This is a genomic window from Limosilactobacillus agrestimuris (genome assembly GCF_943193105.1).
Taxonomy (GTDB): domain Bacteria; phylum Bacillota; class Bacilli; order Lactobacillales; family Lactobacillaceae; genus Limosilactobacillus; species Limosilactobacillus agrestimuris.
The window spans coordinates 24500-49753 of the sequence record NZ_CALPCW010000012.1 but is presented as its reverse complement, the minus strand read 5'-3'; the positions used below and the strand labels follow the sequence as shown (position 1 = coordinate 49753).

22 protein-coding genes, 2 tRNA genes, 2 pseudogenes and 1 other annotated feature are annotated in these 25254 nt (G+C 38.1%); of the genes and pseudogenes, 22 read left to right on the top strand and 4 right to left on the bottom strand.

The annotated features are described in order from the left end of the window. Window positions 1-40: 40 nt before the first annotated feature. From NFR46_RS07865 to NFR46_RS07855, 3 genes are all read left to right on the top strand, one after another. Window positions 41-113, top strand: a tRNA-Gln gene (locus NFR46_RS07865). Between the two features lie 101 nt (window positions 114-214). Next, the gene (locus tag NFR46_RS07860) at window positions 215-544 is read left to right on the top strand and encodes a hypothetical protein (RefSeq protein ID WP_191684717.1); all 330 of its coding nucleotides are present in this window, start codon (window positions 215-217) and stop codon (window positions 542-544) included. A 49-nt stretch (window positions 545-593) separates the two neighbouring features. Continuing rightward, window positions 594-666, top strand: a tRNA-Glu gene (locus NFR46_RS07855). A 559-nt stretch (window positions 667-1225) separates the two neighbouring features. On the opposite strand, the gene NFR46_RS07850 is transcribed toward NFR46_RS07855, so the two are convergent. Beyond that, window positions 1226-1417, bottom strand: coding sequence for a hypothetical protein (locus NFR46_RS07850; RefSeq protein ID WP_251576248.1), 192 nt, complete (start codon window positions 1415-1417; stop codon window positions 1226-1228). Between the two features lie 407 nt (window positions 1418-1824). Then, window positions 1825-3077 (bottom strand): annotated as a pseudogene (locus NFR46_RS07845) (ISL3 family transposase). Window positions 3078-3407: 330 nt separating this feature from the next. After that, window positions 3408-3642, top strand: a binding site (T-box leader). A 217-nt stretch (window positions 3643-3859) separates the two neighbouring features. On the opposite strand from NFR46_RS07845, the gene NFR46_RS07840 reads away from it, so the two are divergent. From NFR46_RS07840 to NFR46_RS07765, 16 genes and pseudogenes are all read left to right on the top strand, one after another. Further along, window positions 3860-4666: a transporter substrate-binding domain-containing protein gene (locus NFR46_RS07840; protein WP_251576246.1), complete on the top strand. Its 807-nt coding sequence runs from the start codon at window positions 3860-3862 to the stop codon at window positions 4664-4666. A gap of 23 nt (window positions 4667-4689) precedes the next feature. Beyond that, window positions 4690-5349: an amino acid ABC transporter permease gene (locus tag NFR46_RS07835; RefSeq protein ID WP_251576244.1), complete on the top strand. Its 660-nt coding sequence runs from the start codon at window positions 4690-4692 to the stop codon at window positions 5347-5349. After that, complete coding sequence (locus NFR46_RS07830; RefSeq protein ID WP_003717485.1) at window positions 5342-6076, top strand: amino acid ABC transporter ATP-binding protein; 735 nt, start codon at window positions 5342-5344, stop codon at window positions 6074-6076. Before NFR46_RS07835 ends, NFR46_RS07830 begins: the two co-directional genes overlap by 8 nt. Window positions 6077-6096: 20 nt before the next feature. Further along, entirely contained in the window at window positions 6097-6828 is a 732-nt protein-coding gene (locus NFR46_RS07825) for a GntR family transcriptional regulator (protein ID WP_251576243.1), read from the top strand. Between the two features lie 4 nt (window positions 6829-6832). Further along, the gene (locus tag NFR46_RS07820) at window positions 6833-7693 is read left to right on the top strand and encodes a PfkB family carbohydrate kinase (RefSeq protein ID WP_251576241.1); all 861 of its coding nucleotides are present in this window, start codon (window positions 6833-6835) and stop codon (window positions 7691-7693) included. 2 nt (window positions 7694-7695) lie between these two features. Continuing rightward, complete coding sequence (locus NFR46_RS07815; RefSeq protein WP_251576239.1) at window positions 7696-8685, top strand: SIS domain-containing protein; 990 nt, start codon at window positions 7696-7698, stop codon at window positions 8683-8685. 170 nt (window positions 8686-8855) lie between these two features. Beyond that, window positions 8856-9074, top strand: a pseudogene (locus NFR46_RS07810) (transposase); the annotation flags it as partial. A 275-nt stretch (window positions 9075-9349) separates the two neighbouring features. Further along, a complete protein-coding gene (locus NFR46_RS07805) occupies window positions 9350-10189 on the top strand; it encodes a hypothetical protein (protein WP_251576237.1) in 840 nt (279 codons plus the stop codon). A 155-nt stretch (window positions 10190-10344) separates the two neighbouring features. Next, entirely contained in the window at window positions 10345-10830 is a 486-nt protein-coding gene (locus tag NFR46_RS07800; RefSeq protein WP_251576235.1) for a MarR family winged helix-turn-helix transcriptional regulator, read from the top strand. Then, complete coding sequence (locus NFR46_RS07795; RefSeq protein WP_251576270.1) at window positions 10814-12556, top strand: ABC transporter ATP-binding protein; 1743 nt, start codon at window positions 10814-10816, stop codon at window positions 12554-12556. Before NFR46_RS07800 ends, NFR46_RS07795 begins: the two co-directional genes overlap by 17 nt. After that, window positions 12549-14378, top strand: a complete 1830-nt coding sequence (locus tag NFR46_RS07790; protein WP_251576233.1) for an ABC transporter ATP-binding protein — start codon at window positions 12549-12551, stop codon at window positions 14376-14378. The genes NFR46_RS07795 and NFR46_RS07790 overlap by 8 nt, the downstream gene beginning before the upstream one ends. 121 nt (window positions 14379-14499) lie before the next feature. Then, window positions 14500-15522 (top strand): serine hydrolase domain-containing protein, encoded by a 1023-nt coding sequence (locus NFR46_RS07785; protein WP_251576231.1) that lies wholly within the window; start codon window positions 14500-14502, stop codon window positions 15520-15522. Window positions 15523-15748: 226 nt separating this feature from the next. Further along, window positions 15749-16978 carry an arginine deiminase gene (gene arcA / locus NFR46_RS07780; protein ID WP_251576229.1) on the top strand — a complete coding sequence of 410 codons (1230 nt, stop codon included), beginning with the start codon at window positions 15749-15751 and terminating at the stop codon, window positions 16976-16978. Window positions 16979-17115: 137 nt separating this feature from the next. Beyond that, on the top strand, window positions 17116-17586 hold the full coding sequence (locus tag NFR46_RS07775; protein WP_191684710.1) for an arginine repressor: 471 nt from the start codon (window positions 17116-17118) through the stop codon (window positions 17584-17586). A 13-nt stretch (window positions 17587-17599) separates the two neighbouring features. Next, on the top strand, window positions 17600-19021 hold the full coding sequence (locus tag NFR46_RS07770; RefSeq protein WP_251576227.1) for a basic amino acid/polyamine antiporter: 1422 nt from the start codon (window positions 17600-17602) through the stop codon (window positions 19019-19021). Window positions 19022-19063: 42 nt separating this feature from the next. Next, window positions 19064-20458, top strand: a complete 1395-nt coding sequence (locus NFR46_RS07765) for an amino acid permease (RefSeq protein ID WP_251576225.1) — start codon at window positions 19064-19066, stop codon at window positions 20456-20458. A 42-nt stretch (window positions 20459-20500) separates the two neighbouring features. On the opposite strand, the gene NFR46_RS07760 is transcribed toward NFR46_RS07765, so the two are convergent. Together NFR46_RS07760 and NFR46_RS07755 are read right to left on the bottom strand one after the other, a co-directional pair. After that, window positions 20501-21208 carry a type 1 glutamine amidotransferase gene (locus tag NFR46_RS07760; RefSeq protein ID WP_251576223.1) on the bottom strand — a complete coding sequence of 236 codons (708 nt, stop codon included), beginning with the start codon at window positions 21206-21208 and terminating at the stop codon, window positions 20501-20503. Then, window positions 21208-22545, bottom strand: a complete 1338-nt coding sequence (locus tag NFR46_RS07755) for a Mur ligase family protein (RefSeq protein WP_251576221.1) — start codon at window positions 22543-22545, stop codon at window positions 21208-21210. Before NFR46_RS07755 ends, NFR46_RS07760 begins: the two co-directional genes overlap by 1 nt. A gap of 176 nt (window positions 22546-22721) precedes the next feature. On the opposite strand from NFR46_RS07755, the gene NFR46_RS07750 reads away from it, so the two are divergent. From NFR46_RS07750 to prmC, 3 genes are read left to right on the top strand one after another with little or no spacing between them, the layout of a single operon-like run. Then, window positions 22722-23309, top strand: a complete 588-nt coding sequence (locus NFR46_RS07750) for a thymidine kinase (protein WP_251576219.1) — start codon at window positions 22722-22724, stop codon at window positions 23307-23309. 9 nt (window positions 23310-23318) lie between these two features. Next, on the top strand, window positions 23319-24401 hold the full coding sequence (gene prfA / locus NFR46_RS07745; RefSeq protein WP_251576268.1) for a peptide chain release factor 1: 1083 nt from the start codon (window positions 23319-23321) through the stop codon (window positions 24399-24401). After that, on the top strand, window positions 24394-25254 hold the full coding sequence (prmC, locus tag NFR46_RS07740) for a peptide chain release factor N(5)-glutamine methyltransferase (protein ID WP_251576217.1): 861 nt from the start codon (window positions 24394-24396) through the stop codon (window positions 25252-25254). Before prfA ends, prmC begins: the two co-directional genes overlap by 8 nt.

The following is a 25254-nucleotide window of genomic DNA, read 5'->3' as shown; positions in this document are numbered from 1 at the left end:
TAATTAATAATCCCCGTGTATATTATTAGTGTTATCTTATTGGGCATTCGCCAAACTGGTAAGGCAGTGGACTCTGAATCCATAATTTACTGGTTCGAGACCAGTATGCCCAATTTATTGAGGCTCCGCAGTGTTCGGGGCCTTTTTATTTTATAATGTTTAATGAGTATTTATTTCTTGGTAAAATACTCTGAGAGGCTGAGGAGAAGAGAAAATGGCAAGTAATTCTGATTCGATTTATTATGTATTAACCAAGATTAAGCATCATCCAGAATTGGTAGTTGGCGAAAAAGCACAATATATTAATACCATTTCGATTTTTATCAAAGATTCATTAAAGATCGCTGATGCTTCTTTTTATTTTCCGGATAACCGTTTAATGGTAAACCGACTTTCGTATGATTTCGTGGCTAAAAATGGTGATTTGCTAGAAGAATTTTTTGCTAAAACACATGCGGATAAGCAAAACTACCATGATGTTTGGGTGACAACTTCTCATGTTCCCCAGATGGGAGTCTATTTACTAGAGCTATCGTTTGAATAAATAATTGACAATCGGGACGAAAATCTGTATACTTCTCTTGTATTGTTATTGCCCGCTGGTCAAATTGGTTAAGACGTCGCCCTCTCAAGGCGGAGTTACGGGTTCGATCCCCGTGCGGGTGATTTTTTTAGTTTTAAATAGTTTTTGATAGCGTCTGAAACGTTGATATAGAGGCATTCTTAATTTTAGGTTTACACTATAAAACACTATTTTTTATCAATTCTGCGGAAAAATTGCGGAAAAATAAAACCGCTTGTCGGCGTGGTAGATCACTGATTCAGTGGTCTTTTTATTTTGCTTGCGGAAATATCTGCAGAAAATTCAGCTATTTTCCCTTTTAGGGTGTCTTAATTGTCAAGAAGTACATAAACATCCCTAATAATAGAGCGTAAAACAGACACAAATTAACTGTTTTTCTTGGTTTAAGTACAGTTATATCAATGAGTAGCAAATACAAGCCCCCCTACCTAAAAATTTTTAAAATCGTCGCTTACATGAAAGATAATTGAAATGTGTACGCTCTTTCTGAATTAAAGACGGGGCGGGGGATGTCATAATTTAGTTCGTTAATTGTTTTAGAGAGCGCCTTTTTAGGCGTTTTTTAGTTCAATGAACTAATTATCAGTGCAAAATTAATCTTAATTGCACCGATAAAAGAAAAAGACAACCAACTGTCATTAGTTAGTTGTCTTGGTCATTTAATTCTTGTTGTCGGTCTTTGATGTGTCCTAATAACATATCAAGATCTTCTTTTGTAGCGTCTTTAAGAATGAAACTCTTAGCAATTAAGCGACGGTTAATATACTGTACGTGTGCTTTGTTCTTACTGCGGTATTTATTAATGGCTTTGTGTTGAGCTTTACTGATAGCCATGTTATTACTTCCTCTCAATCTTAAATTCTATTAGTTTCTTGCACTTATCTTTTGGAGTATGTAGCTACTTTTTGAACTTCTTAATATTCTGCTTCCACATTGCTACTGTTTCACGGGGACTGTATACATTTAAGGCAATAGTAACATGCTTATTCTTTGATTGATATTTCAAGCGTCTCATATTCGAAACCTCGCTTTTAAATGCTATAACACATATATATGAAAAGCCCCAAAGGTTAAGGCTATCAACGATAACCTCTGGGCGGTGATTAATCACCATTTGATTTCAAGTATAAAGTCTAGTGAAATAAAGATTTTGAGCCTCAATCTAATCTTTATTTTTCTGGTTTTTTGGCTCTTTGTCAAATCCTGTTGATATTGAGTTTTTGAATGGGAGAATCAAGCATTTATTTTGCTTGATTCTTCCTTTTCTTTATGGTCATTTGTTGTAACTTAATTCGAATAACTAAATTATGATAATTCCGTACTCCATACGACGTACGAATAATTTGTTTGATTTTGCGATTCACTCCTTCTAATGGGCCATTTGAATAATGGTATTTTGTAGCGTTCATAACTGCTTGAAGGTGCTCCCTAAAGGTACGATAGTTAGTTGATAAGGCTTCACAGACATCTTGGTCATCATTGATGATCTCTTTTAAACTCTGCCCATCATGTTCCTTGATTGCTTTACGAAATCCTTGTGTCGACCAGTAAGTGTTGGTTAATAATGGATTAGTCTGAATACCGTCTGTAATAATATGCTCTTCTGTTAACCGGTCACGTAAATGACGGTTATAAAAAAACTTTGTTTTTTCTAAATCGTCATATGATTTTAGATATAGTTTCCAAGGTGATTTGAGTAAACGATAAGCCATTGGATGCTTCTCATAGCGCTTCATCGTTTGGATTCGTAACTGATTAAAACTACGGTTTACCATTTGCACAAGATGAAAACGATCAACGATAATTTGCGCTTTGGGAAATACTTTTCTGATAATGTCTGGATAATAGCTATTTAAGTCCACCGATACAGTTTTAACTCTTTGTCTAGTAAGGAGGGGAATTTCTTAAAGTATTTAATAATCGTATTTTTATTATGATCCGGTAATATCTGTTGAATCTGGTGATTGTCGCTATCTAAGTAAATAAAATGCAGTTGGTGTCCGACACCCCTAAACTCATCAAAAGCTAAGTGTAATCGTAAATAATTAAAATTATGCCGGAAATATTCATCGAAAGCGTTTAGTTGTCTTTGTACCGTGTTGGCAGAGACATTCGTTTCAGTTGCGATGCTAGTCATCGCCCGATCTTCAGTTAAGGCCATTTGCACTTTATGTTTTGCCTGATTAGAGATAAAGCAATACTTATTTACTAAAGTGGTACTAGCCATGGAATTTTGATGACAATCACGACAGATGACGCATTGTTTATGTAAATCAATAATGACGGGGCGACTAGAGTCGGCACTAATGTAATGCACTTTTGAACGATAATGACCATTATGACAAATATTGATTGATCCACAATGAGGGCAAGCGGGTTGAATTAACTCTGTTTCGTAAATCTTTTGTTGATTTTCATGATTAAAACCAGTAAAAATAATGTTTTGCTCTTTTATATCGAGACAAAATTTAATACTATTATCTAATAGGGACATAGTCATACACCTTATTTCTAAAATATGTTTGGTCGCAGATTTTTGAATACAAGGACTATGTCCTTTTTTGTATTCAAAAATCCTGTTAACAGGCTATCATAAAGATAACCTATCAACAGGATTTAGTGTAGACCCATTGTAATCAGTGCCTTTTTTGTACTAAAAGAAGAAAATTTAGATAGCTTATTTTAAAGTACTTTTCTGAATCTTATTATGGAAAACTATTTCTATTGTAAAAGTATTGTTAATTTATCGTTAATTAAAATTAAATTAAAGAAAAATGTTGACTTTCTAATTTTAGGGTGTTAATCTTTTGGTAATCAATTTAACAGAAAGATGTTGATCAAGAAAGATTAGTAATACTTACTTAAGAGAGCCAATGTTTGGTGTAAATTGGTGGACAGTATTATAAAAATCTATCGCTTGTGAGTCGTATATCGAAACTTAAGTAGAATGTACTGGTAGGCGCCCATTATCGTGCCAGCTAATTGTTGCTTTGCAACTGTTGGTGAAGGTAGTTATTTCACTACGAAAAAAGGTGGTACCACGTGAAAACGTCCTTTTCAATCTCGGCTTTGGGGTTGGTAAGGCTTTTTTTTATTTAAAATTTAAAGGTGGTGGTGTAAATGTCAGATAGCGACATTATTAATATTAAAGAAAGTATACTAAGAAACTCTATTAATCATAGAAAGGTGTGTCCTTTTTTTGATTAATATTTAATTCATTGTTTAATTTATGACGTTATATAACGTCTTATTTAATAAAAATTGGAGGACTTACCTATGAAAAAGCTTAAAGCACACCGTCTATTTTATGTATTAACTCTTCTAGGAACACTTTTGCTTCTTTTAACCGGATGTGGAAAGTCAAATAAATCATCACTTCAACAAATTAAAGAGCGGGGTACTCTTAGAGTGGGAATAATCTCTGCTAATCCACCATACGAATCACAGGTTCAAAAAAATGGCAAAACGCAAATGCAGGGCGCTGATGTTCTACTAGTAAAGAAAATTGCCAAGAACTTAGGTGTTAAATATGAATTAAAGACAATGGATTTAGATGGACTTTTGCCTGCTTTACAAGCTAAGAAAGTTGATATGTTAGTTACATCAATGGCTCCAACGCCAGAAAGACAAAAAGCGGCTAAGTTTACTGACACGTATTACAAGAGTACCAATGTCTTGGTTGTTCCAAAAGCTAAACTAGCTCAATACAAAAATGCCAATAATTTCAAGCATGCTACCATTGCTGTAGTTAACAATTCATCTCAACAACCAATGATTCATAAGGTATTCCCTAAAGCTACCACTAAGGATCTATCAAAGGTTACCGATTTAGCTTTAGCAGTAAATAATGGAAAAGCTGATGCCTTCTGTATTGACAAACCGACTGCAACTATCCTTCTGAAGAAGAATCCAGAATTAACTATGACTTCATGGCGACACAACGATGGATCAAAAGGTGGTGCTATTGCTCTTCCTAAGGGGACTTCGGATGACCTTGTAAATCGTTTGAATGAAGTAATTCACCAAAACAAGGCACAATATAGCAAGTGGGTTGATCAATATGCACAGAAAGGAACCAACTAACAAGGATTAGAAGGAATAATTTTATGTTTTCAAATTACTCATTTATTACAAAATATTGGCCATTATTTATGCATGGTCTTGTAACGACAATTGAACTTGCAGTTATCTCAATTGTCTTGGGTCTACTATTAGGTATTGCCTTGGCTGTGATGAAAATGTCAAAGGCAAACTTACTAAGCTTAATAGCAAAAACGTACATTGGCTTCATTCGTAATACTCCTTTATTGGTTCAAATATATATCGTTTATATTGGTCTTCCACAATTACTGGGATTCTCCGTAAATGACTTTGTAACAGGTATAGTGGCGCTAACCTTGTATTCAGGTGCTTATATTGCGGAAATTATTCGATCTGGTATCCAATCTTTACCGGTAGGGCAAACAGAGGCAGCAGAAAGCCTTGGTATTCCATCATATCGTATTTTATTGAATATCATCTTACCACAAGCATTCAAAAATATTCTTCCAGCACTAGGGAATCAACTTATCGGTAATGTTAAAGATTCATCATTGGTATCAGTATTAGGTATCACCGATATTATGTTTGCCGCTCAAACAGTTCGTGGTTCAACAGCCTTAGGATTGGAACCCATGATTATTGCTTCTGCTCTTTACCTGGTAATTTGTCTGATTCTGAATCAGATTCTTGCTTTGTTTGAAAGGAGGATGCGTCACGATGCTTGAATTACGTCACGTCACAAAAAAGTTTGGAAATAACACTGTCTTACATGACATTAATCTTAAAGTCCATAATGGAGAGGTTGTAGTGATCATTGGTCCTTCTGGATCAGGGAAAAGTACGTTGATTAGACATATGAATCTCTTGGAACAGCCAACTAGCGGTAAAGTACTTTTCCAGGATAAAATTATTTCAGGGAGTATTTCTAAAAAAGCTCAACAAAGGGTCCACGAAAATATTGGAATGGTTTTTCAACATTTTGACTTATTTCCTCATTTTACTGTTAGACAAAATATTTCGTATGCTCCAAGAGTGGTAAAGCATTTATCAAAATCTCAGACTGATCGACAATCGACGGAATTACTAAAGGAAATGGATCTGGAAAATAAGGCTGATGCCTATCCTGATCAACTTAGTGGTGGACAACAGCAAAGAATTGCAATTATTCGATCTTTAGCAATGAACCCTAAGGTAATGCTTTTTGATGAACCGACATCTGCTTTAGATCCTGAAATGGTAGAAGAAGTTCTGAAATCAATGAAAAAGCTAGCTAAGAGTGGCATGACCATGGTTGTTGTTACACACGAAATGGGATTTGCACAGGAAGTTGGCAGTCGCGTAGTTTTTGTAGATAGAGGTCACATTTTGGAACAAGGCACACCAGATGAGATTTTTCATCATGCAAAGCACGAACGAACAAAGAACTTTATTTCTAAAATTCTATATACCTAGAATAGAGAGTGTATCTAATTATGTTAGAAAAAAATATTAAGACACCATTATATGAGCAAATTGAGATTGAATTAAAAAGCTTAATCAATGATGGTAAATATAAACAAGGTACTTTAATTGCTTCTGAATCAGAACTTGGCAGAGAGTTTGGAGCTAGTCGAATCACTATTAGACGGGCTGTTAGTGATTTGGTTGATCAAGGTTATCTGGTTAAAAAACAGGGAAAAGGAACTTTTGTCCAAGCAAATATGGTTGAACGTAATTTATTACATCTAGGAAGCTATTCAAATTTTATGAAAAACAGTGGTAAGCATCCTTCTGTACAAATAGTTAAGCTACAAGAAATAGCAAGTACAGATAAAATAGCAGAATTACTAAATATTTTCCCTGGAGAACCAGTTATAAATTTGAAGCGACTAGTTAAGTTTAATAAGGAAGTAAGTGGCTTAGAAAGTGCTTACTATTCTTCAAATAAATTCCCAAAATTAAGAGAAAAAATCACCCCAGATATTTCAATGGCTAACCTTTTATCTACTCAATATGGATATAAGGAACAGGGTAGTAATCAGCTATTGAGCTATGTACCAGCTACTAGTGAGTTAGCTCAATATATGAATAAGGTTCCGGGAGAACCTCTATTCAAATTACGTCGTCAAGTAATGGATAAGGAAGTTATTTATGTGACTTTTAACTATTACGACGCATCTACTACCAACTTTGCCATTACATCTGGAAATCAAAGAAAGGAATGATTCTATGAGGGTCTTAGCCATTGGCGATAATGTAATGGACATTTATCTCGATAGTAAGAGAATGTTTCCTGGTGGCAATGCGGTTAACTTCAGTGTTATGGCTACTCGAATACCAGAAATTACTAGTGGGTATCTTGGTAATTTTGGCAATGATAATTTAGCTGAATTAATGAAAAGTACATTAAAAACATTTAATGTCAACATTGATCATTGTAGAAATTTGAAAGGTGAATCCGGGTATTCGCTGGTTAAAGTTGTTAATGGCGATAGAAAATTTCTAGCTAGCAATAGAGGCGGCGTTCTGAATCAAGGAATTAAAATTTCAGATGACAAGGACTATATTAATGCAATGGATTTAATTCATTTAAGTGTTAATGGTAATGGAAAAGAAATAATTAATTACATTAGTAAACCTAAAATTGTCTATGACTATTCCGATTTCTCTAATGAGAATGAAATAACTTTGACTATTGATAATGTAGATCTTGCTTGTTTCTCAGTGGGAAATGTAAGTAAAGATAGGGTAGTTGAACGAGCAAGGCAGCTTCAAAGAATGGGGAATTATCATACTATTCTACTATTTACTATGGGAAAACAAGGGGCAATGGTTTTTGCAAGAAATCGTTGCTATTACCAGTCGGCTCAACTGACTAATCATATCAAAGACACCATGGGTGCTGGAGATTCTTTTATTACTTACTTTAGTATAGGCTTGCTAAGAGAAAATTGGGATATAAGCTCTATTCCTAATATTTTGAAATCAGCTAGTTTATTTAGTGCTAAGCAATTAAAAATAGATGGATCACTAGGAGTAAGTTTTAATATCCCTGATTTGCAACTAAAAGAATTATGTAAGGAGAGGTAATTATGGAAAAAGAAACAACTCGTCAAGAAGTACAAGAATTAGTAAAAAAAATTGTTGATACTAAAGATGTTAAGTCTTTAGTGTTTATGGGATGTGGAGCATCTTATTCAGAATTATTTGGCGCATATTATTATGCATTACAAAACTCAAAGGAACTTGGTAGTTATTTGCTTGAAGCAAACGAGTTTAATTATGATGTTCCTAATTATTTTGGAGAAAATACAGTAGCTATCATAGCGTCCCTAGGTGGTACAACTAAAGAAACTTTAAAAGCAGTACATAATGCTAAGGAAAAAGGCGCAACAGTTCTAGCATTGACTTTTGCGCCTGATTCACCACTAACTAAAGAAACCGACTATGTTTTACAGCATAAGTTTTTTGAAAGTTATGCCACAAAGTCTTCTAAACAGAAGGTAGCTCTAACCTTTGCGGTTGAATTATTGCATGCATTAGGTGAAAGTAATAATTATAATGAAATGGTACAAGGATTATCAGTAGTTGATGAGGTTGCCAATGATGCAGCTGCTAGTGTGGATAATGATGCACAAAAATTTGCAGAAAGATATAAGGACGAAGACAAGGTATTTACATTATCATCAGGTTCTAATAGAGGAGTAGGGTATTCAACTGCTAACTTTATCTTTATGGAAATGCAATGGATTACAGGAGTTAATCTTGATAGTGCAGAACTATTTCATGGGCCTTTTGAATTAGCAGTGGAAGAAGCACCATTCCTACTATTTATGTCAGATGGAAGAACACGTCATCTAGACTCCCGAGCACTAGAATTCTTGCAACGTTTTGGCACTAAGTATACGGTTATTGATGCTAAAGACTATTGGCTCGATAGTAAAATGGATGCTTCAGTTGTTGATTACTTTGATCCACTGGTGCTTACCTCAGTAATGAGAAAGTTTGCAGAGTATCTGGGAAAAGCTCGAAAACATCCGTTATCAAAGCGTCGCTATATGTGGAAACTAGAAAATTATTAAAGTAAAAGAAGCGGGACTGTGACATAAGTCCCTAATAATAAGCGGAGTTAGATGAAATCTTCGGATTTCATTTAACTCCGTTTTCTTTTAAAATATGTATTAGTAAAAGAAAAAGACACCGACCAGCCCGTCGATGTCTTCAAAATACCCTCGAAAGGATATATAAAATATTGGAAACTAATTATAACATGAATCAACTTAGTTTGAACATACCTACTGCCTATGAACCTGAATTAAACCACCCTGCTCGTTATATTAACCAATTAGTTGAAGGCCTTGCGATCCGCAAGCCTAATATTATGGGGCGACCAAGGGAATACGATCCGAAAATGTTATTAAAATTGGTCCTTTTAGCCTACAGTTACGGTATTATTTCCTGTCGGGTGATTTTTTTAGTTTTAAATAGTTTTGATAATGTCCGAAACGTTGATATAAAGGCATTTTGAAATTAAGTAAACCGGTTAAAACTTATTTTTAAAAGAAATTGAGCTAAAATTGAGTCAAAAATAATTAGGTCAGCACAGAATGGTCACCTTATTAGGTGATCTTTTTTATTTTCAGGTTAAACAATTATTTTAATAAAAAGGATTAAGGATCTAGCTCAAACATGTTACACTAAGATAGTGTGATTTTTAAATTTTGAAAAATAAATGGTGTTTTAATTATGAATTTAAAAAATGTACTTATAATTGTTGGGGTAATTGCGTTAATTTTGTTAATTATCCAGTATGTTGGACAAGTTAAGCGGATGCGTCGGGGTGACAGTTTTGTTAGTCGTGGACGAGCATTCGTTAACTGGTTGTTGTTGTTTATTATTGTTGGAAGTATTGGTGGGACCGTTTATGCGGATCATCACTCAAAGTCGGATTCTGATGATATAACCGAGACTAAGGCGATCACTAATGATACCGATGAAGAGGCAGATGAGGTTTACATCAACTTCGATAAGAAGAAGGCCCGTTTAAATAGTGATGGTGTTGCGCCAATGAAGATTATGGTTTCACCGGATACAAAGGTGAAGATTGTTGGTCATAATACCGGAAAAGTTTATAAGACCTTTAAGCCAAAGAAGAGTGATGGTCCAGTAACGCTTAAGTATGACTTCGAATACGCTGCAAAGTATGATATTATCGCAACTCGTGGTAGTAAGAAGCTGAAGAAGACGATTACAATTAAGGATCAAGATAGTAGATCTTCATCCTCATCATCTAGTGTTACTAGTTCATCAAGTTCGTCCAGCTCATCATCTAGTCATAGTTCATCCCATTCATCAAGCAGTAGTGCTAATAATAGTGGCAATAGTAACCGTGGCGGCGGAAATAATAATTCTGGAACTTCGTACAATGTCGGCGGAAGTGGCTACCATGGTGGCGGACATTCTGGTGGCTATACTCCATCTCACCAATATACTGGTGGCGGTAATGGTGGTGGACACTCAAGCAGTAGTGCCCCTATCAATAACCAACCAACGATTAGTACGCAACCAACAATTGGTGATCAATAATATTACTAAATAAAACTCAGGAATTCGCGTGGGCGAGTTACCTGAGTTTTACTTTTTAAATTTAAATCTTAATCGTTGCTTTTTTCTATGAAGACCGTTATTATGTAATAGTTATGCACCTAATGGTTATGTACCTAACGATAGGAGATGAAAGGATGATTACTGATAATGAAGTTTTTCCCCGTTTGTTTGGGTTAATCAGGCAGATGCACAATTTGTCGATGAAAAATGCCAAAAATTCGGGGATGTTTCTTGGTCGGGGACGGATTATCCATATATTAGCACTAAGTGATCGGCCTTTATCGCAACGTGAACTTGCGGATATGGCCAAGATTAAGCCGGGGTCATTGAGCGAGGTTCTTGATCGTCTTGAGCGAGATAACCTTGTTAAACGAGAACGACTTGCAAATGATCGACGGATAATTCATGTTCGGTTAACACCAAAGGGAAGAGAAAGCTACGAAAAGATTGTGGAAGAACGACACAGCTTTGGCATCCATCTCCTTGCAGGAATTGACCAGGGCGACCTGGAAAGTTTTATTAAGGTAATAAACATGATGGGGGAAAATCTTCACCACTACTATGGTGATCAATTACCAAAAGACGAAAAAGAGGGTGAACAATTTGATCAAAATTGCTAAAAATAACCTTGTCAAATGGGCAACGACCTTAGCAGTTCTGTTCTTATTGGTTCAGGTAGCTTGTGACCTGTACTTACCAACGATCACGTCTGATCTAGTGAATAAGGGAATTGTTAAACAAGATCTTGGTTATATTTGGCATGCCGGTGGTTTAATGCTGATCGTTGCTGGGATTGGAGTTGTTGCCGCTGCAGGTAATGTTTACTTTGCGGCAACCCAGTCAATGCAGGTTGGTGAAAAGTTGCGGAAACAAGTATTTAGCCATGTAATGAAATTTTCTAGCCGGGATATGAGTAAGTTTGGTGATTCATCATTGATTACCCGGTCAACAAATGATATTGTGCAGATCCAAAATGTGATGATGCAGGTCTTACGGATGATGCTTCAATCACCAATTATGCTAGTTGCTGCCTGTGTTTTAGCATATGTTCGAGAACCACGGTTGACAAAGGTTTTTCTGATTAGTTTGCCAATTTTAGCAGTAGTTGTTGGAATTGTAATGTACTTTGCAGTGCCATTGTTTAAGAGTATTCAGTTTAAAACGGACCGGATTAACCTTATATTCCGTGAAGGCCTTACTGGTGTACGGGTAATTCGGGCATTTCGTCAAGACAATCGTGAACAGGAACGATTTAAGAAAGCTAACGCTGACTATACTGATACAGCGATTAAGGCTTTCACTTTAGTATCCTTCCTGTTCCCCGTAATGACTTTAATTTTGAGTTTAACTAATGTTGGAATTATCTTGTTAGGGAGTCGCTTGATTGCTGATATGACGATGCAAGTCGGGAACCTAATCGCCTTTATGACTTATGCTACCCAAATCATGATTAGCTTTATGATGCTTTCGATGGTCTTTGTATTTGTTCCCCGGGCTTCAGCTTCTGCGGCACGGGTAAATGCCGTTTTGGAACATCAACCAAGTGTTGAAGATCTTCCTAAGGCAGAACAAGAACACCTTTTAAAGGATCACCCAGCTTCATTGAGCTTTGATCACGTTAATTTCCGCTATACTGGGGCTGAACGACTAGCATTAGAGAACCTTAATTTTAAGGTGAAAGCTGGTCAGACTTTAGCAATTATTGGGGGAACCGGTTCTGGGAAATCGACACTGGTGAACTTAATTCCCCGTCTCTTTAATATTGAGAGTGGTGAAATTAAGGTTGATGGTGTGCAGATTGAAAAGCTCAGTCAAAAGAAATTACACTCCGTAATTTCGATTACTCAGCAAAAGGCAATTCTTTTTACGGGAACAATTCGTTCAAACCTTCAATTTGGGAACCCACAAGCAACGGAAAAGGAAATGTGGCATGCTTTGGAGATTGCAAAAGCAGCTGACTTTGTTAAAGAAGCTGGTGGCTTAGATGCCAAGGTTGAGCAATCAGGAAGTAACTTTTCTGGTGGGCAACGTCAACGGTTAGCAATTGCCCGGACAATTATTAAGCCTGCTTCAATTTATATCTTTGACGATTCATTCTCTGCTCTTGATTTCAAGACTGATGCTGAATTACGGCAAACCTTAAAGAAGGATCAGCAGGTTCAAAGTGCCGTGAGTGTGATCGTTGCTCAACGTGTTTCAACCGTTGCTGATGCTGATCTGATCATTGTGTTGGATGACGGAAAGGTTGTCGGTCAAGGAACTCATGAGCAATTGATGAAGGATAATCCGGTATATCAAGAAATCGTGTACTCACAAATTGAAAAGGGGGATGACCAGAATGCATAATGGACCACGAGGAAGGGTTAAAAAAGCCCAACACTTTTGGCCAACAACAAAGCGCCTGTTTGCTTACCTGAAGCCATGGTGGATTGGGGTAATTGTATCAATCATTATGGCGATCGTCTCCGTTATTTTATCAATCCTTGCGCCAAAAATTTTAGGGGAAGCCACTACAATTATTTATGATGGAATAATGCGTGGCTATGCTGAGATGAAACACGGCATCCACTTAACAAGCCTCCCGATTGACTTTCACCGGATCTTCCAAATTGGCCTAATCGTTATCCTGTTATATGTCTTTTCAGGGTTGTTTAGCTTTGCTCAGCAAATTATCATGACCCGGATTTCTCAGAAGGTTGTGTATAACCTTCGTGAAGACTTGAAAGAAAAAATGAGACGAGTTCCGGTAAAGTTTTATGATACCCATAGCAACGGTGACATTATGAGCCGGATGGTTAATGATATGGATAACATTGCAGGAACACTCCAGCAAAGTTTAATCCAGATTGTTACGAGTATTATTACCTTTGTTGGGGTCCTAATCTTGATGATTACAATCAGCTGGAAGCTAACCTTAGTTGCGTTGATTACACTTCCACTGAGTGCGTTGATTGTTGCCTTTGTGGCACCAACAGCTCAGCGCTTCTTCAGTAACCAGCAAGCTGAACTGGGAAAGATTAACGGTCAAGTTGAGGAAGTTTATGCTGGTCACACAATTGTAAAGACCTTTAATAAGGAAAAGGACGAGGAAAAAGCATTTGCCAAGAAGAACCATAATTATTACGAGGCTGCCTGGAAGGCCCAGTTCTTCTCAATCTTGATTTTCCCATTAATGAACTTTGTCCGGAATTTAGGCTATCTGATGGTTGCAGTTGTGGGGGCAATTGAGGTGATCCATGGTCAGATCACTCTTGGTAATGTTCAAGCATTCCTTCAATATACCAATCAGTTCTCCCAACCGATTACTCAGATTGCAAACTTGAGTAGTACGATTCAACAAACGATTGCTTCTGCAGAACGGATCTTTGAGGTGCTTGATGCTCCTGAATTACTTCCTTCTGATGCGGATCCAACCCCAATTGAGGAAAAACCATTGCCGAAGATTAAGTTTGCTAACGTAGATTTTAGTTATACTGATGAACCATTAATTGAAAACTTCAACCTTAAGGCAATGCCAAACGAGATGGTAGCAATTGTTGGTCCTACCGGTGCCGGAAAGACAACTATTATTAACCTCTTGGAACGGTTCTATGAAGTTAAAGATGGTAAGATTTACCTTGATGGGCAGGATACCAAGTCGATGTCACGGGATGAGTTACGAAGGCATATTGCAATGGTTCTCCAGGACACTTGGCTCTTTACGGGAACAATTTTTGATAACATCAAGTATGGCCGAAATGATGCCAGTGATGATGAAGTCTATCGAGCTGCTAAACTGGCTCATGTGGATAACTTTATTCGAGAATTGCCAGATGGATACAACACTATTCTGGATGAATCAGCCTCTAATATTTCACAGGGGCAACGACAATTATTGACAATTGCTCGTGCCTTCTTGGCAAACCCAGAAATATTAATCCTTGATGAGGCAACCAGTTCCGTTGATACACGGACTGAAGAGTTGATTCAAAAAGCAATGGATGAATTGCAAAAGGGCCGGACGAGCTTTGTTGTTGCTCACCGATTATCGACAATTCGCAATGCTGATAAGATTATTGTTCTTAACCATGGTCATATTCTTGAAACCGGGGACCATGAATCATTAATGAAGAAGAATGGTTTCTATGCGGATCTCTATAACAGCCAGTTTGTGGGCAATAGTTTGTAGGATAACTAAAAGATAGTTAAATATAATCGCTCAGTCTTAATTGGTAGACTGGGCGATTTTTTTTGTTAAGTTATTATTGCGGTACAATAGTGTGCATTAATAATGATGGAGGAAATAATCAATGAAGCAACAGTATCAAAAAACAATTGCTGGCTTAAATGCAATGGTGGATCAGGGAATTGTTCCGGGAGTTAGTTATGTTCTTTTTGATCATGATCAGGAATATCGAGAAGTGAGGGGGTTAGCAGAAATTCAGCCTGACAAGGAACAGTTGCGTGCTGGAATGCAATACGATCTAGCATCATTAACAAAGGTAATTGGGACCGTCCCGGTAATTGCGATGGCGCTTCAGGAGAGGAAAATAACACTCGATGATCCTGTGCAGAAATATCTATCGGAATTTAGTGATCCTCGTCCAACGATTCGCCATCTTTTAACCCATACATCGGGGATTTGTGGTTATATTCCTCATCGCGATGAATTAACTGCGACTGAATTAAAGCTGGCTTATTTAACACAACAACACGTTGATGAAAGCTTTAACCGTCAAATTAAGTATGCAGATGTCAATTTCTTGTACCTTGGCTGGATTGCAGAAAGAATTTTTGGAAAGCCAATCCAACAATTGATTACTGAGAAGGTATTAGAACCCTTAAAAATGGTTGAGGCAACCTTTAGGCCACTTTCTCAAAATGCAGTTCCTACTGAAATTCAACCGCAGCGGGGGTTAATTCGGGGAGTGGCTCATGATCCAAAGGCTTACATTCTTGGTGAAGAATGTGGTTGCGCTGGACTATTTGCCAGTTTGGATGACTTATTGAAGTATAGCCGAGCACTGATTGAAACTAATCTGAATGACCTTTTAAAGGGAAAAATAGTTGATCAGATGTTTATGGATCAAACGTTGATTCCTGAAGAACATAGCCGTTCCTTAGGGTGGAAGTTACTTCATGCAACTAATGATCGTCATTTGATAATTAGCCACACTGGTTTTACGGGAACATGGTTAATCCTTGATAAGAAGGAAGACCAGGGGATGATTGTCCTCACAAATCGGGTCCACCCGAGTGCAAAAAATGATGATTATTTATGGGCCCGTGATCAACTTTTTGCAACATACCTTCATGAAAAAGAAAGCGCTTAATCAATTCAAAAAACTTTGTGAAATTATTATTCAATTTTATGCAATTTTATTGAACGAAATATGCATTTTACGAGGATAAATTGCATATGAATTTGTATAATTTTAGTCAAAATACATCTAGATGCTTAATTGAACAAATCCGCGCCAAAACTAATTTGACAACGGTTTCAAAAACGGCTATTATATACACGTAATCAAATGAAAGCACACAAAGGAGTGAGTGTATATGCAAAGCCCAATTCACGTAACATCTGAAATTGGTAAGCTTAAGACAGTTATGCTTCATCGACCTGGTCATGAAATTGAAAATGTCTACCCAGACATTCTTCACCGCATGCTGGTTGATGACATTCCATACCTGCCAATCGCACAAGAAGAACATGATTACTTTGCTAAGACTTTAAAGGACCAAGGAATCGAAGTACTTTACTTCGCTAAGTTGGCTGCTGAAGCTTTGGCAGATGATCAAGTAAAGGATGAATTCCTTGAAAAGATGTTGGCAGAATCCGGCCATGCTGCTGGTGCTGTTCATGACGCTTTGAAGGAATACTTGCTTAGCATGGATACTCAAGCAATGGTTGATAAGATTATTGCCGGGGTACGGAAGGATGAAATTCACACTAAGTTCGTTTCACTTGCTGAAATGGCTGAAGATGCTGACTACCCATTCTTCATGGATCCAATGCCAAACGCATACTTCACTCGTGACCCACAAGCCTCAATCGGTGATGGAATTACCATTAACCACATGACATTTAAGGCTCGTCAACGTGAATCACTGTTCACTGAATACATCATCAAGCACAACCCTCGGTTCGCTAACAAGGGTGTTCATGTATGGCGTGATCGTTACCATGACACTCGGATCGAAGGTGGGGATGAATTAGTTCTTTCCGACCACGTATTTGCTATCGGTATTTCACAACGTACTTCAGCAGATGCAATCATGGATATTGCACGGAACTTGTTCAAGGACTCCAACTACGATACTGTTGTTGCTATCCACATTCCACACAACCACGCTATGATGCACCTTGACACGGTCTTCACAATGATTAACTATGATCAATTTACTGTTCATCCGCAAATCTTGGATGGTGGTAAGATTGATACTTACATTCTCCACCCAGGTAAGGATGGCGAAATTGAAATCCAACACCGTACAGACCTTCAAAAGGTTCTTGAAGAAGTATTGGACAAGCCAGAAATTGACTTGATCCCTACTGGTAACGGTGATCCAATCGTTGCTCCACGTGAGCAATGGAACGATGGTTCTAACACGTTAACAATTGCACCAGGTGAAGTTGTTACATACGACCGTAACTATGTATCTAATGATTTGCTGCGGAAGCACGGAATTCTCGTTCATGAGGTTCGCTCAAGTGAATTGTCTCGTGGTCGTGGTGGTCCACGTTGCATGTCCTGCCCAATTGTACGTGAAGATCTTAAAAACTAGTTAGTTTGAAAAAAGCAGCAAATGCACTTTGAAACTGATTTCATAGTTCAGTAGTAGGTGTTTTCGCTGCTTTTATTGTACTAAAACGGCATTGTTGTATAATTAAGTTGTTAAATTGTGATTAGGGGTGAACGAGGATGAATCGTAAGGCGCGACGAAAGGTGATCGAACAGTTAGTTAGTGATCACAAGATCGAGACCCAGGATGAATTGCTGGATTTATTAACCCAACAGGGGATTGAAACGACTCAAGCGACGATTTCTCGTGATATTCATGCGCTCAATATTGTTAAGGCTAACGATGGTGAGGGTCATACCTACTATGTCCAGTTGCAACTGACACCAGAACATGATTTTAGTAGGCTTTATGCGGGAATCCGTGATAATGTCCGAACAATCGAAACCGTGCAATTTATCAATGTTGTAAAGACAGCATTGAATTCAAGCTACGCGACAATTCTTGGCGGAATGTTTGATGAATTAGATATTCCTGAAGTTGTGGGGACAATTGCAGGAAATGATACTTTAATCATCATTAGCAAGAACAATAGTGATGCACGTGTAATTTACAATTTAATAATGAAACACATTAGCTCACATTTAGACTAAAAGGGGTGTAAAGATGGAAAACGAAAAGAAAGGAATCGGTAAAGGCGAATTAATTGCCCTAATCGTTAGTTCCTGTATTGGTACTGGTATCTTTGGGATTACCAGTGATGTTTCAGCCGCTGCCGCACCTGGGCCTGCCCTATTAGCATGGATCTTTGTTGGTATCGGGTTCTTAATGTTAGTTTTGTCACTGAACAACTTATCTGAAAAACGTCCAGACTTAACTGCTGGGATTTTCTCTTACGCAGGTGCTGGTTTCGGACCAATGGGTGAATTTATTTCTGGTTGGTCATACTGGCTTTCTGCTTGGCTTGGTAACATTGCCTTCGCGACAATGTTGATGAGTTCAATTGGTACTTTCTTCCCAACCTTCAAGGGTGGTCAAAACCTACCATCAATCATTGTTGCAATTGTTTTCTGCTGGCTTTTGACAATCCTTGTTAACAATGGTGTGGAAAGTGCTTCCTTTGTCAACATGATTGGTACGATCTGCAAGGTCTTACCACTTGTTATCTTCATTATTGTCATGATTGTTTGCTTCAAGGCCGGAATGTTCACTGCTGACTTCTGGGGCCGTGTTGCTAACAACGCCTCAAAGGGAACCACTACTGGTTCTGTTTGGGAACAAATGAAGGGTACCTTGATGACTCTGATCTGGGTATTCATCGGTGTTGAAGGTGCTTCTGTTATGGCTAGTCGTGCTAAGTCATTGACTGCTGCTCGTGAAGCTTCACTTGTTAGTTTTGGTATCTTAGTTGTTATCTATGTATTGATTTCAATCTTGCCTTACGGTGCATTAGACCGGGCACAATTGGCTTCAATGGGTCAACCAGCTATTGGTCATGTTCTTCAAGATACTGTTGGTACTTGGGGTTCAGTTTTGATTAACGTTGGTTTGATTATTTCAACTATTGTTTCCTGGTTGTCATGGACCATGCTACCAGCTGAAACTACAATGTTAGTTGCCGATGATAAGGCAATGCCAAAGATTTGGGGAAAGGTTAACTCAAAGAACGCACCAACTGCTTCCTTGATGATTACTGCTGTATTGCAAACAATCTTCCTCTTCTCACTTCTTTTCACTGAAAAGGCATATGAATTTGCATACTCACTTTGTTCTGCTGCTATCCTGTTCTCTTACTTATTCGTTGGTCTTTACCAAATGAAGTACAGTTCAGCACACAAGGAATGGGGTCAATTCACAATTGGTTTACTTTCAGCCGCATTCATATTCGCATGCATGTTCTTGGCTGGTTGGCAAGAAGTATTACTTGTTTCCATCAGTTTCATCCCTGGATTCATTATTTACTACCTTGCTTGCCGTGAAAACGACCGCAAGATGTCAGCCACTGAAAAGTGGGTTATGGTATTAATTCTTATTCTTAGTATTGTTGCTATTTGGCTTGTTGCCAATGGTACAATTGTTGTTGGTTAATGTGTTATAATAACTGAATAAAAAACAAGCGAGGTGATTAAGGTGAAGGAAAAGAAGTTAAATCTATTCCTCTTAATCACCTTAATTGTTGGAACAATAATCGGCGGTGGAATTTTTAATAGTCCCACCGACCTTATTTTAAAGGCAAACCCATTGGCTGCATTGATTGCTTGGCTAATTGGCGGCGTTGGGATCTTAATGTTAGCGTTAGTATTTTACAAACTAACGATTGTTAAGCCGGATCTCAATGGTGGTATCTATACCTATGCAAAGGAAGGTTTTGGTAATTACGTTGGCTTTAATTCCTTTTGGGGCTATTGGTTAGGGGCAATTTTTGGTAACATTGCCTTTATCTCCTTATTCTTCAAAACCTTGAATAGTATGTTGCCACATCCACTGTCACCTTTTGGCTGCTTTATTGGTGGATCGATCATCCTTTGGGTTTATGCTTGGATTGGCTGGCGGGGTGTTCGAAAGGTCAGTATCTTAAATGCTGTAATTACCATTGCCAAGGTACTACCTTTAATTCTTGTAATCATTGTTGGAATTACCCTGTTTCAACCGCACGTCTTTAGTGTTCAGCAATGGTCCCATGTGTTAGTATCAACTGGGCAACCAGAGAATCTTTCACACCAAATTGGACAAGCAATGAGTACGATTGTGTGGTGCTTTGTTGGAATTGAAGCAGCGGTTTCAATGTCACGACGGGCAAAGAAACATTCAGAAGTTGGCTTGGCAACGGTGATTAGCTTTGTCATTGTCTGGTGCTTATACGTTCTTGTTTCATTGCTACCAATGGGAATTATTCCGGCACATGAATTAAGTACTTCTTCAGTACCATTAGCAACTGTCCTTAGTAAGAGTGTGATTGGCGTTTGGGGAGCGCTGATCATTAAGGTGGGATTATTGATTTCCCTTCTAGGAGCCCTTCTAAGTTGGTTCATGATTGGTCCTGAGATAGCCTACGTTACAAGTATGGATGGTGCAATGCCGAAACCGTTTAAGTTGGTTAACCGGCATAACGTTCCGGGATTTGCCTTAATTGTCTATACTTTGATTATGCAGGCTATCTTAATTGTTTTGCTTTTACCACAATTACAAACTGCATATACAATTGCTTATACGTTAGCTACCACAACGACATTAGTAGCTTACTTATTGTCATCCTTGTATGGGCTTAAGTTAGCATTTAAGGAGTCCTATAGTTGGAGCTTCAAATTAGTTGCTTTGATTGCCTCAGCGTATGCAATTTATACACTCTTTGCTACAGGGATTGAATATGCTTTTGCAAGTGCGATCATCTTTGCTTTGGGTATTCCAGTTTATTTATTAGCTGCTCCAAAGATGAGAAGGTTTGAAAAAGCAATTGCGTTAGTCATTGGTGTAGCAGGGATCCTTGCTTTAGTAATGATTATCCGTGGTGGAATTAACTTTTAATAAAAAAGAGGCTGGCGAAATTTTTGCCAGCCTCTTTCAATTTTAAAATGTAGGATTAATTATTAATTTTTCTTGTTGACTAAAGTCTTCATCTGGGTACTTATTATGAAGTGCCGTAAGTAAGAGATGTTTAGCAATTTCACCATTTCGGGTAAGGATCGGACCATGGAAGTAGGAGCAGTAAACTTCTTTATAGATCGCTCCTTCAGTGTGATCTTGACCATTATTACCGTGACCTGAAATCACTTTTCCAAGTGGTCGTTCACCCTTTCCTAAGAAGGTCATTCCGTTATGGTTTTCAAAGCCGTGGTATTCATCCCCGGTTTGTTCATTTTTAATAGTGATATCCCCGATAAAACGATTATGATCCTGACTGAGGGTATAGTGGGGAAGGATACTTAATCCGGGAATCTTTTCGCCGTCAGCCCCAACGTAGTATTTACCAAGTAACTGGTAACCTCCACAGATTGCCAGAAGTGGCTTTTGATCATCAATAAACTTCTTAATTCCGTCATGCTTATTTGGTAAGTCTTTTGAAATAACAAATTGTTCATAATCTTGACCGCCACCAAAAAGGGCAATATCAAATTTTGCCGGATCAAATTCTTGACCAATACTAATAACTTTAACTTGGATATCAGCATCCATCTGTTTAGCATAGTAACGCAATGCAATGATATTACCTACGTCACTATACGTATTTAAGAGGTTTCCGTATAAGTGTGCAAGATTAAGGTGATACTTTGCCATTAGTCCATTCCTCCCTTAATATAGCCCTTTTCAGCTAATTGCTTTCGTAGTTGAAGAACAGCAGTATAGGTAGCTAGGATATAAACATGTTTTGTTGGCATTTCTTTAATCTTACCAATTACCTGGTTTAAGTCAGGTTCGTGCCACATATTATCTACTCCGGCCATCTTAAGTCGTGTCGTGATATCTTTATAACGTTCGCCACCAGTCATGTATTGGGGAATATTATGTTCGACCAATTTTTCAAAGTTTCCATCCCAGATCCAACTCGTATCAATTCCATCTGCGTAGTTAGCATTAAGGAGGAAAGCAAAACTAAATGGTTGAGGATCAGTTTCAATCATATCAAGAACTTGGTTAAGGCCAACTGGATTCTTAACCAAGATTAATGTGACTTCTTTACCATCTACGTTAATAACTTCCTGACGACCAAAGACTCGTTCATCAGATTCAAAAGCATCTTTGATTTGAGATTGGCTAACTCCGAGAAACCTTCCAAGAGCATATGCAGCTAAGGCGTTGTAAATATTGTAAAGGCCACCGATACCGATAGTATATTGTTCACCATCAAGTTCAAAGGTTGAACTAGTCGGGGTTAATTTATCGATCTTAGTGACAGCATAGGTTAATTTAGGCCGTTTAAAACCACAATTTGGGCAGAAGTAATCACCAAGGTTGGCGTAGGTCCGCATCCGATACTTTAAGATGTGCTGACACTTGGGACAGAGGAGACCGTCCGTATTGGCTGGGGCATTAAAGGGCTCATGGTGTTCATGTTTAAAGCCATAGTAAATGATTGGGTTAGGTAAATCTTGACTATTAAATAGTTGTTCGTCACCGTTAGCAATAATTGTTGCTTTAGGAGCAAGCTTAACTCCGTTAAGAATCTTTTTATAGGTTGTGTAGATTTCACCGTAGCGATCCATTTGATCACGGAAAATATTAGTGAAGATAAAAGCGATTGGTGTGATATACTTAGTAACCTTTACCACGTTTGCTTCATCGACTTCGAGAACCGCAAGCCCTTTCTTCTTTGGACGAGGGGCAGTAATAAAGGTGGTAACAATCCCTTGTTCCATGTTAGAACCAGTAGGGTTAGTTAACACCTGATCGTACTTTTCTCGAAGGACCCGAACACTTAAAGAAGTAGTAAGGGTTTTCCCATTAGTACCAGTAACAATTACTAAATCATACTTTTTGCTGAATGCTTGGAGAATGTTGGGATCAAGTTTTAATGTTAATTTCCCGGGTAATGAACTTCCACCATTCATAAAGGTGTGAAGAAACCAATAACTTGAACGACCAGCTGCTTCAGCAAGTGAACTGCGTAATGACATGTATTCAAAATCCTTTCACCGAAATTAGATTACGACTAATTTTAATCTTTAATTGGTTAAAAGAAAAGTGTTTCGGATTAATATTAAGAAACCATTACCTATCAGCTAAGTATTTAAATGAAAAATGCTTTCAGATATAATAGATTTATCTATGTGTATAAAAAGGAGTGCGAACCGTGGCGCAACTATTTTTTAAGTATGGCGCAATGAATTCTGGGAAATCCATTGATATTCTTAAGGTCGCTCATAACTATGAAGAACAGGGCAAGAAAGTTGTCTTGATGACGAGTGGTGTGGACGACCGATCAGGAATAGGGGTTATCGCAAGTCGGATTGGCCTTTCGCGAAAGGTTCAACCCGTAATGGCAGATACCAATATTTATGATTATGTTCGACAGATGGATGAGAAAATTTATTGTGTTCTGATTGATGAAGCACAATTCTTAAAGAAGAAGCATGTTCTTCAGTTGATCAAAATTGTTGATGAACTTCACATTCCAGTAATGACGTTTGGCCTAAAAAATGATTTTAAAAATGAATTATTTGAAGGCTCAAAATATTTACTAATTTATGCTGACAAGATTGAAGAAATGAAGACAATCTGTTGGTTCTGTGGAAAAAAGGCAACGATGAACTTACGGGTTCATGATGGTCAACCGGTTTATGAAGGTGAACAGGTACAGATTGGTGGTAATGAATCGTACTATCCAGTTTGTCGCTACCATTATTTTCATCCGCAAATACAGGAAAAGGGAGAGAGATAACCTATGGAAATGGCTGAAATTTTCGATAAGCTACAGGCTGTAGCAGATCGATATGATGAGTTGAACGAATTAATTAGTGATCCTGAAGTTATTGCTGACTCACAACGGTTTATGAAGCTTTCAAAGGAAGAGGGAAGCTTACGGGAAACGGTTGAAAAGTATAACGAATATAAAAAGGTCATTCAGACAATCGCTGATGATGAGGAAATGTTGCGTGAAAGTGATGATCCTGACTTAACGGCATTGACTAAGGATGAATTAAATAGCGCTAAGGAACAACAAGCTAAGCTAGAAAAGGAATTAGAGATTCTTTTGATTCCTAAGGACCCAAATGATGATAAAAACATCATCATGGAAATCCGTGGGGCTGCCGGTGGTGATGAAGCAAGTCTTTTTGCTGCCGATCTTTACAACATGTATCTTCACTATGCTGAAAACCAAGGCTGGAAGGTTGAAGTTGTTGATAAAAGTGAAACCGAGGTCGGTGGTTTTAAGGAAATAGCCCTAATGATTACTGGTGATAAGGTTTATTCAAAGCTGAAGTTTGAAAACGGTGCACACCGGGTTCAACGGGTTCCTGTTACTGAATCTGCAGGACGGGTTCATACCTCAACAGCGACTGTCGGGGTAATGCCGGAAGCGGAAGATGTTGACGTTGATATTGATCCAAAAGACATTCGGGTTGATGTTTACCGTTCAAGTGGTGCCGGTGGACAACACGTTAACAAGACTTCATCAGCTGTTCGGATGACACACTTACCAACAGGAATCGTTGTTGCGATGCAGGATGAACGTTCACAACAACAAAACCGGGCAAAGGCCATGCGGATCTTAAAGTCTCGGGTTTACGATTATTACCAACAAAAAGAACAAAGTGCATATGACGCTAAGCGGAAAGATGCCATTGGTACTGGTGATCGTTCTGAACGAATCCGGACATATAATTACCCACAAAACCGGGTAACCGATCACCGGATTGGTTTAACCTTGAATAAGCTTGATAAGATCATGTCAGGTGACCTTGATGAAATCATTGAAGCATTGATTGTGGCCGACCAAACTAAGAAGTTGGAACAATTACGAAATGAGTAGTCAAACTTATTTTGCTGCTCAACGGTGGGCAAAGGAGCAGTTGAGTCAGAGTAAGGTTGATCCAAATGCCCCACAGTTTCTCCTTAAGGAGCGGCACGGGTGGGATGATACTCACTTACTGGTTCATAATCGAGAAGTAATGCCAGCTGGTGAATGGCAGTGGTTTCAGCAAGCAGTTGACCGGTTGTTAAAAGATGAGCCGGCCCAATACATTGTTGGAAGTGCGCCTTTTTATGGAAGAACTTTTATGGTTAACCATGATGTTCTGATTCCAGAAGCCGAAACGGCAGAGCTAGTTGATTGGGTTTTAAGTGAAATGCCATCAAAGCCGTTACGAGTTCTTGATCTCGGAACGGGCAGCGGTGTAATCGGGATTACCTTAGCACTTGAACGACCAGAATGGGAGGTCACTCTTAGTGATGTTTCTGCGGCGGCACTCGGGGTTGCCCAAAAGAATATGGAAAGCTTTGGGCTTAAGCTAAACCTAGTAAAGAGTGATTTGTTTGCTAATTTAGCTAACGAAAAGTATGATCTAATCGTTACCAATCCCCCCTATATTGCAATGGATGCTACTGATTTGATGGATGCTGCTGTTTTGAAATTTGAACCAGATTTAGCCCTTTTTGCGGATGAGAATGGTTTAGGTTTTTACCATCGCCTATTCAAACAAGCAGCTCAACATTTGAATTCACAGGGACAATTATTTGGTGAAACTGGTTTTGATCAAGAAAAGTCAATTCAGAAATTGTTGAAGCAGGTAGATAGTGCTGCACAAATTGAGCCACGACATGATGTTGCTGGAAAGATGAGGATGATACACGTATGGGATTTTTCAAACGTAGGAGGAAATTAG